This is a genomic window from Chelatococcus sambhunathii, assembly GCF_001418005.1.
Taxonomy (GTDB): domain Bacteria; phylum Pseudomonadota; class Alphaproteobacteria; order Rhizobiales; family Beijerinckiaceae; genus Chelatococcus_A; species Chelatococcus_A sambhunathii.
The window spans coordinates 191,510-202,812 of record NZ_LIOL01000007.1; the positions used below are offsets into that span (position 1 = coordinate 191,510).

10 protein-coding genes are annotated in these 11,303 nt (G+C 67.1%); 2 read left to right on the forward strand and 8 right to left on the reverse strand.

Going from position 1 to position 11,303, the window contains the following annotated elements:
• Positions 1 to 7: 7 nt before the first annotated feature.
• From nirD to ASC46_RS14885, 8 genes are all read right to left on the reverse strand, one after another.
• Positions 8 to 358 (reverse strand): nitrite reductase small subunit NirD, encoded by a 351-nt coding sequence (gene nirD / locus ASC46_RS14850; RefSeq protein WP_055460073.1) that lies wholly within the window; start codon positions 356 to 358, stop codon positions 8 to 10.
• A 6-nt stretch (positions 359 to 364) separates the two neighbouring features.
• Positions 365 to 2,812: a nitrite reductase large subunit NirB gene (gene nirB, locus ASC46_RS14855; protein ID WP_055460100.1), complete on the reverse strand. Its 2,448-nt coding sequence runs from the start codon at positions 2,810 to 2,812 to the stop codon at positions 365 to 367.
• A gap of 17 nt (positions 2,813 to 2,829) precedes the next feature.
• Positions 2,830 to 4,119, reverse strand: a complete 1,290-nt coding sequence (locus ASC46_RS14860; RefSeq protein ID WP_055460101.1) for an MFS transporter — start codon at positions 4,117 to 4,119, stop codon at positions 2,830 to 2,832.
• A 501-nt stretch (positions 4,120 to 4,620) separates the two neighbouring features.
• Entirely contained in the window at positions 4,621 to 5,418 is a 798-nt protein-coding gene (locus ASC46_RS14865; RefSeq protein ID WP_055460074.1) for an ABC transporter ATP-binding protein, read from the reverse strand.
• A gap of 12 nt (positions 5,419 to 5,430) precedes the next feature.
• Positions 5,431 to 6,327 (reverse strand): nitrate ABC transporter permease, encoded by an 897-nt coding sequence (ntrB, locus tag ASC46_RS14870; protein ID WP_055460075.1) that lies wholly within the window; start codon positions 6,325 to 6,327, stop codon positions 5,431 to 5,433.
• A 53-nt stretch (positions 6,328 to 6,380) separates the two neighbouring features.
• The gene (locus ASC46_RS14875; protein WP_055460076.1) at positions 6,381 to 7,691 is read right to left on the reverse strand and encodes a CmpA/NrtA family ABC transporter substrate-binding protein; all 1,311 of its coding nucleotides are present in this window, start codon (positions 7,689 to 7,691) and stop codon (positions 6,381 to 6,383) included.
• Between the two features lie 496 nt (positions 7,692 to 8,187).
• The gene (locus tag ASC46_RS14880; protein ID WP_055460077.1) at positions 8,188 to 9,426 is read right to left on the reverse strand and encodes an ABC transporter substrate-binding protein; all 1,239 of its coding nucleotides are present in this window, start codon (positions 9,424 to 9,426) and stop codon (positions 8,188 to 8,190) included.
• Positions 9,423 to 10,025 (reverse strand): ANTAR domain-containing response regulator, encoded by a 603-nt coding sequence (locus ASC46_RS14885; protein WP_055460078.1) that lies wholly within the window; start codon positions 10,023 to 10,025, stop codon positions 9,423 to 9,425. Before ASC46_RS14885 ends, ASC46_RS14880 begins: the two co-directional genes overlap by 4 nt.
• A gap of 181 nt (positions 10,026 to 10,206) precedes the next feature.
• Between ASC46_RS14885 and ASC46_RS14890 the strand changes: the two genes are divergently transcribed.
• Positions 10,207 to 10,845, forward strand: coding sequence for an FMN-binding negative transcriptional regulator (locus ASC46_RS14890; protein ID WP_055460079.1), 639 nt, complete (start codon positions 10,207 to 10,209; stop codon positions 10,843 to 10,845).
• 253 nt (positions 10,846 to 11,098) lie between these two features.
• Positions 11,099 to 11,303, forward strand: a 205-nt coding sequence (locus ASC46_RS14895; protein WP_141659693.1) for a transposase, incomplete at its 3' end; no start/stop codon positions are given.

The following is an 11,303-nucleotide window of genomic DNA, read 5'->3' on the forward strand; positions in this document are numbered from 1 at the left end:
GCCTGCCCTATTCGGCCGCGATGCGGGCGGAGGCCGCCGCCAGGATGGCCGAAGCGTCCATCAGGATGCGCTCGCCGTCGCGCTTCAGCGGGAAGGTCCGCACGGCGCCCTCGTCGGCGCCCTGAGCGAGGCCGGTCTCGAGCGAAAATACCCAGTTGTGCAGCGGGCAGGTGACCTGCGCCCCGTGGACGATGCCCTGGCTCAGGGGGCCGCCCTTGTGCGGACACCGATCCTCGATGGCATAGACCTCGTCCGCCGCCGTGCGGAAGACCGCGATGCGGCCGATCGGCGTATCGACGCAGCGCGCGCCGCGCCGCGGAATGTCGGACAGCCGGCCGATTTCAACCCAGTCGCTCATCGCCTTTCACTCCGCGGCTTCTGCAAAGCCGACGCTCGCCATCGGCTTGAACTCGTGCTTGTCCTTGCCGGAGACGCGCTCCGACCACGGGTCGACCTGGGCGAACTTCTGGGAGAAGACGAAACGGTCGAAATAGGCCTTGCGCCTGTCCTTGTCGTCGAGGATCTGGCGTCGGACCTCGTCGTAGCCGACGCGCTTGGCCCACTTGTAGATACGCTCGAGATAGCGCGCCTGCTCGCGGTACATCTGGGTGAGGGCCACGATGACCTCGAGCGCCTCGTCCTCGGTGGCGACGAGGCCGAGCTTCTCGGTGCCCTTGATGTCGAGCCCTGCGGCGCCGGCGAAGTGGATCTCGAAGCCTGAGTCGACGCAGATGACGCCGACGTCCTTGCAGGTTGCCTCGGCGCAATTCCTCGGGCAGCCGGAGACGGCCATCTTGACCTTGGCCGGCGTCCACGAGCCCCACATGAACTTCTCGATGCGGATGCCGAGACCGGTCGAATCCTGCGTGCCGAAGCGGCACCAGTCGGAGCCGACGCAGGTCTTCACCGTCCTCAGGCCCTTGGCATAGGCGTGGCCGGAGACGAAGCCGGCCTTGCCGAGCTCGGCCCAGACCGCCGGCAGGTCTTCCTTCCGCACTCCCAGCATGTCGATGCGCTGGCCGCCGGTGACCTTCACCGCCGGGATGTTGAACTTTTCCACCACATCGGCGATGGCCCTGAGCTCCGCGGCATTGGTCACGCCGCCCCACATGCGCGGCACGACCGAATAGGTGCCGTCCTTCTGGATGTTGGCGTGGACGCGCTCGTTGATGAAGCGCGACTGATAGTCGTCGGCATATTCATCCGGCCAGTCGCAGACGAGATAGTAGTTGAGCGCCGGCCGGCACTTGGCGCAGCCGCAGGAGGTCTTCCATTCGAGCTCCTGCATCACGGCGGGGATGGTCTTGAGCGCTTTCGCCTTGATGAGGCGGCGCACGTCGTCATGACCGAGATCGGTGCAGGTGCACATGGGCTGCACGGCGGCCGGATTGTAGCTGTCGCCGAGCGTCAGCTTCATCACCTGCTCGACGAGGCCGGTGCAGGAGCCGCAGGAGGCGGAGGCCTTGGTGTGGGCGCGGACGTCGTCGAGCGACGTCAGGCCCTTGCTGGTGATCGCCGAGACGATCTTGCCCTTGCACACGCCGTTGCAGCCGCAGATCTCCGCATCATCCGGCAAGGCTGCAACGGCCGCCGTAGGGTCCAGCGGAGACCCTCCCTGGTAGGCCTGGCCGAAGATGAGCGTCTCGCGCATCTCGGCGATGTCCGTCCCCTTGCGCAGCATGTCGAAGAACCACGCCCCGTCGGACGTTTCACCATACATCACTGCGCCGATGATGCGGTTCTGCTTCAGGACGAGGCGCTTGTAGACGCCGGCCGAGGCGTCGCGCAGCACGATCTCCTCGCGGTCGTCGCCGTCCGCGAAGTCGCCGGCCGAATAGAGGTTGATGCCGGTGACCTTGAGCTGTGTCGCCGTCTCGACGGGGCGGAACGCGGCATCCTCCTTGACCAGCGTCTTGGCGACGACGCGGGCCATGTCATACAGCGGTGCGACGAGGCCGTAGCAGACGCCCTCATGCTCGACACATTCGCCGACAGCGAGGATGTCCGGGTCCGAGGTGACCATCTGGTCGCTGACAACGATGCCCCGCTCCACATGGAGGCCGGCATCGACGGCGATGCGCGTCTCGGGACGTATGCCGACGGCCATGACCACAATGTCGGCGGGGTAGACGGTTCCGTCCTCCAGAAGCACGGCCTCCACTTTCTCCTCACCAAGGATCGCCTTGGTCTGCGCCTTGACGTGGACCTTGATGCCGCGACCCTCCAGTTCCTTCTTCAGGAGATAGCCGGCGGCGGGGTCGAGCTGCCGCTCCATGAGATGGCCCATGAGGTGCAGCACCGTGACCTCCATGCCGCGCAGCCTGAGCGCCGCTGCAGCCTCAAGGCCGAGCAGGCCGCCGCCGATGACGACCGCCCTGGCGCCGGGCTTGCGCGCGGCCTCCACCATGGCGTTGACGTCGTCGAGGTCGCGGAAGGCCATGACGCCGGGCAGATCCTTGCCGGCCACGGGAATGATGAAGGGCGCCGAGCCGGTGGCGATGAGCAGCTTGTCGTAAGGCGTCTCGCCGCCCTTGGAGACGACGACCTTGCGCTTGCGGTCGATCTTCGTGACCGTCTCGCCGAAGCGGCAGGTGACGCCGTTCGCGGCATACCAGGCGGCGTCGTGAGTGACGATGTCGCCGTAGGTCTTCTCTCCCGCCAGAACGGGCGAGAGCATGATGCGGTTGTAGTTGCCGCGCGGCTCGGCGCCGAACAGCGTGACGTCGAAGGCTTCGGGAGCTGCTTCGAAGAGATGTTCCAGCGCACGGCCCGAGGCCATGCCGGCGCCGACGACGACGAGTTTCTGGGTCATGTCCGTCAATCCGTTGTTCATTGGGCGGCGTAGCCGAGGCCGCCGGCGGCGCGGCGTTCCATGCGGCGGATGGCAACGTGCATCCACACGAAGGAGACGGCGACGATGGCGAAGAGCAGCATGAAGCAGCTCGACCACAGGCCGGTGAGATCATTGAGCGCGCCGAAGGCGATCGGCAGGACGAAGCCGCCGAGCCCGCCGATCATGCCGACGAGACCGCCGACCGCGCCGACGTTCTGCGGGTAGTAGACCGGGATGTGCTTGTAGACCGCCGCCTTGCCGAGGCTCATGACGAAGCCGAGGACGAAGGCGACGGCGATGAAGAGCACGGGCCCGACCTCGACATGGAGCGCGACCGGCCCGTTGATGCCGCGCAGCACGTAGTCGCCCGTCGGCAGCGACAGGACGAGCGTGGCGAGCGCCGAGACGGCGAAGGTGCGGTACATGACGGCGCGGGCGCCGATGCGGTCGGACAGGGCGCCGCCATAGGCGCGGAAGATGCTGGCTGGGATCGAATAAGCGGCGCCGACGATGCCGGCCGTCTTGATGTCGAAGCCGTAGACGCCGATGAGGTAGCGCGGCAGCCACAGGGCGAGCGCGACGAAGGCGCCGAAGACGAAGAAGTAGTAGAGGGCGAAGCGCCACACCTGCACGTTCTTCAGCGGCGCGAACTCCGACCAGAAGCTCTTCGGGGCAGGGGCGAGGCCGGCGCGGCGCGCCTTGATGACGGGATCGTCCTCGGTGGTGAACCAGAAGACGAGTGCCATGACGACGAGCACCGCCGCCCAGATGAGCGCCACCGCCTGCCAGCCCCAGGCGATGAGGATGAGGGGCGCGACGAACTTGGTGACCGCGGCGCCGACATTGCCGACGCCGAAGATGCCGAGCGCCGTGCCCTGCCGCTCCGCCGGGTAGAAACGCGCCACATAGGCGACACCGACTGCGAAAGCTCCACTCGCGAGGCCGACGCCCAGTGCCGCGGCCAGCATCTGCGGATAGGTCTGGGCGAAGGCAAGGAGGACGGTGGCGATGGCCGCCGCCAGCATGGTGGCGGTGTAGACGAGGCGGCCGCCGTAGCGGTCCGTCCATACGCCGAGCGCCACGCGCACAAGCGAGCCGGTGAGGATGGGCGTGCCCACGAGCAGCCCGAACTGGGTTTCGGAGAGGCCGAGCTCGTCCTTGATGCGCACGGCGATGATGGAAAAGATCGTCCACACCGCAAAGCAGATGGTGAAGGCGATGGTGGACATGGCGAGAGCCCGCGTCGCTTCGTCCTTGCCGGGCGCAGCTTGGTGGGGTGCGGTCATCATCGGCTCCGTTGGCGGCTCGCGGCCGCGATGGGAAAAGCAAAACAAAAAAGCCGCCGGCCGGGGCCGCACGCACCTCCTCCGGCGGAAGCGCGGGTTCACCCGATCGGCAGCTTTGCCTGCGGCGCCCGCCCTTGGACGCCCTATGTCGGCCGTTACGGCCTTCGCCCTCTTTCTTGCACGAGGCGTGCCAACTCAACGGAAGGAGGCGAATTTTTAGTTGTTACAATGCGTTGGAGCGCCTTGCCGGCGCTTTGGCAGCCTCTGCCCTGCCCTGCCGAATTGCTGAGCGGCGCAGCAATCCGCCCATTTCTTGTGCAGCGCACAACGCGTCCGGCCCGGCGCGTGCCTTGCTACAAGGAGCGCGATTACTTCCCTCCCCCTCGCGGGGAGGGGTTGGGGGTGGGGGGCAGGACGCAAGGACACGGCCTCCTGCATGCTGACCACCCAAACCCCTACCCTCCCTTGCAGAAGGCGGAGATTGGAGACGTCCCGCTGCTCCTACGCCGCCGCCTCCACGAAGCGATGGCGCTCGTAGAGGAACTTCAGCACCGCTTCGCGGCAGCGCAGGTAGGTGCGGTCGGAGGCGAGCGCCAGCCGCTCGCGCGGGCGCGGCAGCGGCACGGTGAGCACCTCGCCGATGGTGGCGGCCGGCCCGTTGGTCATCATCACGATGCGATCGGAGAGCAGCACGGCCTCGTCAACATCGTGCGTGATCATGATCATCGTGTTGCCGAGCCGGGCGTGGATCTCCATCATCTGGTCCTGCAGATGGGCGCGGGTCAGCGCGTCGAGCGCGCCGAAGGGCTCGTCGAGCAGCAGGATCTTCGGCTCCATGGCGAGCGCCCGGGCGATGCCCACGCGCTGCTTCATGCCGCCGGAGATCTCGCCCGGCCGCTTGTCGGCCGCATGGGCCATCTGCACGAGGTCGAGGTTCTCCATGATCCACGCGTGCCGCTCGGCCTTGCTCTTCCGGCCGCGGAAGACCTTCGTGACGGCGAGCGCCACGTTGTCGTAGACGCTGAGCCACGGCAGCAGCGAGTGGTTCTGGAAGACGACGGCGCGGTCCGGCCCCGGCGCGTTGACCTCCCTGTTCTCCAGAAGCACGGCGCCGGAGGAGACCGGCGTCAGGCCGGCGACGAGGTTGAGCAGGGTCGACTTGCCGCAGCCGGAATGGCCGATGATGGAGACGAACTCGCCTTCGTCGATGGTGAGGCGGATGTCGCGCAGGACCTCGCTCACCTTGCCGCCGCGCGAGAAGCTCTTGCCGATGTAGTCGAGCTTGAGATAGCCGCTCATGGGTCTTCTCCCTCAGCTGGCCGCGGGGCCGCGGGTGACGATGACGCCGACGAAACCGACCAGCCGGTCGAGCAGGAAGCCGACGAGGCCGATGTAGACGAGCGCCACGATGATGTCGGTGAGGCGCGAGGAATTCCATGCATCCCAGATGAAGAAGCCGATGCCGACGCCGCCGGTCAGCATCTCGGCCGCGACGATGGCGAGCCAAGAGAGGCCGACGCCGATCCGGAGCCCCGAGAAGATGTAGGGCGCGGCCGCCGGCACCATGATCTTGAAGAAGAACTCCACCTGGTTGAGGCGCAGCACGCGAGCGACGTTGCGATAGTCCTCGGGGATGTTGCGCACGCCGGCGGCGGTGTTGATGATCACCGGCCAGATGGCCGTGATGAAGATGACGAAGATCGCCGATGGCCGCGAATCCATGAAAGCGGCGAGCGAGATCGGCAGCCAAGCAAGCGGCGGCACCGTGCGCAGTACCTGGAAGATCGGATCGAGCCCGCGCATCATCCACACCGACTGTCCGACGAGCGCGCCGAGCAGCACGCCCGCCACCGCGGCGAGGCCGAAGCCGATGGCGACCCGCTCCAGCGAGACGATGACGCGCCAGCCGAGGCCGATGTCCTGCGTGCCGTTGACGAAGAACGGGTCCAGGATCAGGTCGCTGCTCTCGTTCCAGATCTCGCTCGGCGGCGGCAGCGACGACCCGGGGCCCGAGAAGGCCACCTGCCACACGGCAAGGAGAACGAGGAGGACGACGAGGGGCGGTACGATGGATTGTGCGAGCCGCGTGGCAAGAGCGATGATATCGAACCTGCGGGGCACGGCGGGCGGAAGCGTCACCACCGTCGCCTTCTGGCGCTCGGCGGGAAATGCGGCGATCGCATCGCCCTTGATGGACGGCAATGTCATGGGGCTTGCCCTCGTTTTGGCGGAAGGGGCCGGCGCGGGCCGCCGGCCGGCTTTCACGAGACGGCCTTGATGGCGAGGCTGTCGAGATAGGCGGAGGGGTTCTCGGGATCGAAGGTCTTGCCGTCGAAGAACTTTTCCACGCCGCGACTGTCGCCGGCCGGCAGGTCGGCGAGGCCGAGGCCCTTGGCGGCCGCGAGCCACAGGTCCGAGCGATTGGTGGCGTCGACCATGGCCTTGACGTCGACCGACGCGGGGAACTTGCCCCAGCGGATGTTCTCGATCATGAACCAGGTGTCGAGGCTCTTCCAGGGATAGGACGTCTCGCCCTTCTCGCCCCAGAACTTCATGCGCAGGTCGGACCCGGCGACGGTGCGGCCGTTGCCGTAGTTGATGTCCCCCCTGATGCGGCCAACGATGTCCTTGACGGGCACGTTGTACCATTGCCGACGGCCGATGATCTCGGCCATCTCCTGCTTGTTCTCCTGTTTCTCGCACCACTGCTGGGCTTCCATCACCGCCATCAGGATGGCAAGGGTCGCCTTGGGATGCTTGTCCACCCAGTCGGCGCGCATGCCGAGCACCTTTTCGGGGTGCCGGAACCAGATCTCGCCCGTGGTCGCCGCGGTGAAGCCGATCTTCTGGTTGACGAGCTGCTCGTTCCACGGCTCGCCGACGCAGAAACAGTCCATGTTGCCCACCTTCATGTTGGCCACCATCTGCGGCGGCGGCACGACGATGAGGTTGAGGTCCTTGTCCGGGTCGATGCCGCCGGCGGCGAGCCAGTAGCGGATCCACAGGTCGTGCGTGCCGCCGGGGAAGGTCATGGCGGCCGTCACGTCCTTGCCGGACGCCTTCTTCCTGGCGAAAGCCTCCTTCAAGGCGCCGGAATCGAGCTTCACGCCCGTCTCGGCATATTCCTGCGCGACGGAGATGCCCTGACAGTCCTCGTTGAGGTTGAGGAGCGTGTACATCGGCAGCTTCTGGCCGTTCTGCATCACGGCGCCGGAGGAATAGAGGTGGACCTTCGGCCTCAGGATGTGGCCGCCGTCGATGCCGCCTGCGCCGCCGCCGAGCGCCATGTTGTCGCGCGTCGCGCCCCAGGAGGCCTGTTTCTCGATGGCGACGTCCGGCACCTCGTATTTGGCGAAGAGGCCCTTCTCCTTGGCGATGATGAGCGGGGCGGAATCGGTGAGCGCAATGTAGCCGAGGCGCGCGCCGGTGACCTCGGGACCCGAGCCGGCGGCATGGGCGCCGGCCGGCAGCAGCGCCTTGGCGGCGAGGAAGGTCGCGGTGGCGCCAGCCCCCTTCAGGAAGGCGCGGCGCCCGGGAGCCATGGAAAGGGTGGTCGTCTGCGTCCGTTTCATGTCGTCCCCCTCTGGAGCAGGCGGCATCCGCGATCGGTGTGCTGTGCAACAAAAAAGCCGCCGGCCAGGAACAGGCGCCCTCCTCCCGGACGCGCGCTTTCCCTGATCGGCAGCCTTGCCAGCAGCGCCCGACGCTGGACGCCCTATGTGGGCCCTATGGCCTCACGGAAAGGCAACGCAGGAAGCGTGCCAAGTTCCCAATGCGCCAGAATTACGTTGTTTCACAATAGATTATGTCTCGGAAGCGCGAACAGAGACCTGTGGACAAGCGACCAAGGCTTGATCAGATCGCGGCAGCATACCGCACCTTTATTGTGCAGCGCACAAGGATGCTGAAAATGCAGTCAGCTTGCCTTCCGACGCATGCAATCCGTCATGGCCGGGCTCGTCCCGGCCATCCACGCCTTTGATCTTGCTCACCGTGCAAGGCGTGGATGCCCGAGACAAGCGCGGGCATGACGGTCGCGATCAGGGCAACTGGTATCATAGCCGCCCCTCACACCGCCTCGGCCGCCCCCTGCGCTGCGATATAGGCATCGAGATCGTCAGGATCGAACAGGCTGCCGTCGAAAAAACCGTCGGGGCCGAGGATCAGGCTGGCGCCGGCCGAGCCGACGGCGGTTGGCCGCGTCAGCGCGCCCTCCACCTTGGCGTTGGCGCCGGGCAGCGCGACGCCGAGCGGCTTCAGCGCGGCGCGGTAGAGATCGGGCCGGTAGGTCTCGCGCGCAAGGGCGGCATTCGCCGGCGTGTGAAGCACCTGCCCCCAGCGCGCCATCTGGCTGTAGAACCACAGCGCGTGGCTCTTCCACGGGAAGGTGGCACCCCGCGCCTGCGGCACGAAGAAGTCCTCGACCTCCATTGCCGCATCGGGTCCGATGGCGAGGTGCCCCGTGAGCGCCGGCATCAGCCATTCGGCCGGCCGGCCGACATAGGCGGGTGCGGACAGAATGGCGGCGAGTTCCTGCCCGTTGGCCGGATCGGCGCACCACTCGGCCGCGCGATAGAGCGCGCGCAGCAGCGCCGCCAGCGCCTCGGGCGCGGCCTCGGCCCAGCGCGCGTCGGCGGCGAGCACCTTTTCGGGGCTGGAGCGCCAGATCTTCGCCTTCACGGTCGCGATACGACCCGTGCCCAGCATCACGGCCGCCGTGTTCCACGGCTCGCCGACGCAATAGCCGTCGACGACGCCAGAGCCGAGCGCATCCGCCATCAAGGGCGGCGGCAGGATGACGATCTCCACCGACCGGTCGGGATCGATGCCGCAGGCGGCGAGCCAGTAACGCAGGTCGTAGTTGTGGCCGGAGTGCGGGTGGACGACGGCGAAGCGCAGCGGCGGCAGGCCTTGCCGGCCCCGCGCCACGACCACGGCGCGCAGCGCCTTCCCCGCCGCGCGCGGGCTGAGGTCCAGCACGGCGCCGTGCCCGGCCATCGCCTGCCACAGGGCATTGGAGACGGTGACGGCATTGCCGCCGAGGCCGAGCGCCATCGGCACCACGGAGCGCGCCGCGAGCGGCGTCAGGCCGAGGTTGCAGGCGATCGGCATCGGCGCGAGCACATGCGCGACCTGGAAATGGCCGACCGCGAGCCTGTCGCGGATATTGGCCCAGGAGGTCTCGCGCACCAGCTTGAGCGCGACGCCCTCGGCCTCGGCGAAGCCCTTCTCGTGCGCCGCCACGACGAGCGCACTGTCGAGCAGCGGCATGAAACCGGCGGCGATCTCGTGCGGCGCCTCGCTCATCCCTCGTCTCCCGGTTCGAGCAGCCCCGCGGCGGTGACGAGGCTCTGGGCGATCTCGGCGATCTTGCGGTTCTGGTTCATCGCCGTCTTGCGCAGGAGCGCATAGGCCGCCTCCTCCGTCATGCCGCGCGACTTCATGAGGATGCCCTTGGCGCGCTCGACCAGCTTTCGGTCGGCGAGTTCGCTGCGCGCTTCCTCCAGCTCCCGCGACAGGCGGGCAAAGGCGTTGAAGCGGCTGATGGCCATGTCGAGGATGGGCTTGACCCGCTCCTGCTTCAGCCCGTCGACGACATAGGCCGATACGCCGGCCTCGACCGCCGCCTCGATGGAGGCCTGGTCGGAGCGGTCGACGAACATGGCGATGGGGCGCTTCACGGCCCGCGAGAGCTGGAACATGTTCTCCAGCATGTCGCGGTTGGGGTTCTCGAGGTCGATGACGATGACGTCGGGGTTGATCTCGGCGATGCGGCGGGCAATGCCGGTCACGTCGTGCACCAGGGTGACGTTGTCATGGCCGGCCTCGCGCAGCCCCGCCTCGATGATGGAGGCGCGAATGCGGTTTTCATCGATCACGAGAATGGCGAGCGACGCACGGGGCATGCCCGCATCATGCTCATGCCGCCGTTTTGTGCAACGCGGCATGCTGCAAAAAGATCGGGCACGGGCTGCCACTCGCGTAGCCGTTCGGCGCCCCCGAAAACGGCCGTGGCGGTGCAGCGCGAAGGCGCTTAAGAATACGCTCGAGGCACGCGAGCGATCGCGGCATGCCGGGAGAACGTCGATGTACCAGCCGCCCCATTTCCGCGAGGAGAGGCTCGAGGTCCAGCACGCGCTGATCCGCGCCCATCCCCTCGGCCTGCTGATCTCCTCGGGCGAGGATGGCCCCCTCGCCAATCCGGTGCCGTTCCTGCTCGATGCGGCAGCGGCCCCGAAGGGCGTGGTCAGGGCGCATCTGGCCCGCGCCAACCGGCAATGGCAGGCGCTCGCGGCCGGTGAGCCCGCCCTCGCCGTCTTCCAGGGCGTCGATACCTATGTGACGCCCTCCTGGTACGAGACGAAAAAGGAGACAGGCAAGGTCGTGCCGACGTGGAACTATGCGATCGTGCAGGTGCGCGGCCCGGTGCGCGTCATCGAAGACCGGGAATGGCTGCGGCGCCAGATCACGGCGCTGACCGCGCAGCACGAGGAGGGCCGCACGCAACCCTGGGCCGTGACGGACGCGCCGGAGGATTTCGTGGCGGCGCAGCTCAAGGGCATCGTCGGCATCGAGATGACGATCGAGAGCATCGAGGGCAAGTGGAAGGTGAGCCAGAACCGCCCCGCCCCCGACCGCATCGGCGTCGCCGAAGGCCTCGCCGCCGAGACCGACCCGCAGGCTGCCCGGATGGAGCGGCTGGTGCGAGACTATGGTGGGGTGTGAGGTGTGATGGCTGCCAGCGAATGAAGCACCATATGCTCCATTTCCCTCTAGACCGTAAACCCATAAACGGCTCTGGGTTCCCTGACGGTGGCAATTGTGATTCAAGCTCCTTTTCGGGAGCTTTGCGAGATCGTGTCCATCCGCATCTGGCTACGCGGTTATGAGTCTACGGCCTAGGCCGTAAACCCATAAACGGCTCTGGGTTCCCTGACGGTGGCGATTGTGATTCAAGCTCCTTTTCGGGAGCTTTGCGATGGGCCGCTACGATCTGACGGATTTCGAATGGGAGGCGATCCGGCCTCACCTTCCCAACAAGTCGCGGGGCGTGCCTCGCGTGGATGACCGGCGGGTTCTCAATGGCATCTTCTGGTGCCTGCGCTCGGGCGCGCCGTGGGCGGACATGCCGGCGCGCTACGGGCCGCCGACCACGATCTACAACCGCTTCAACCGATGGCGGA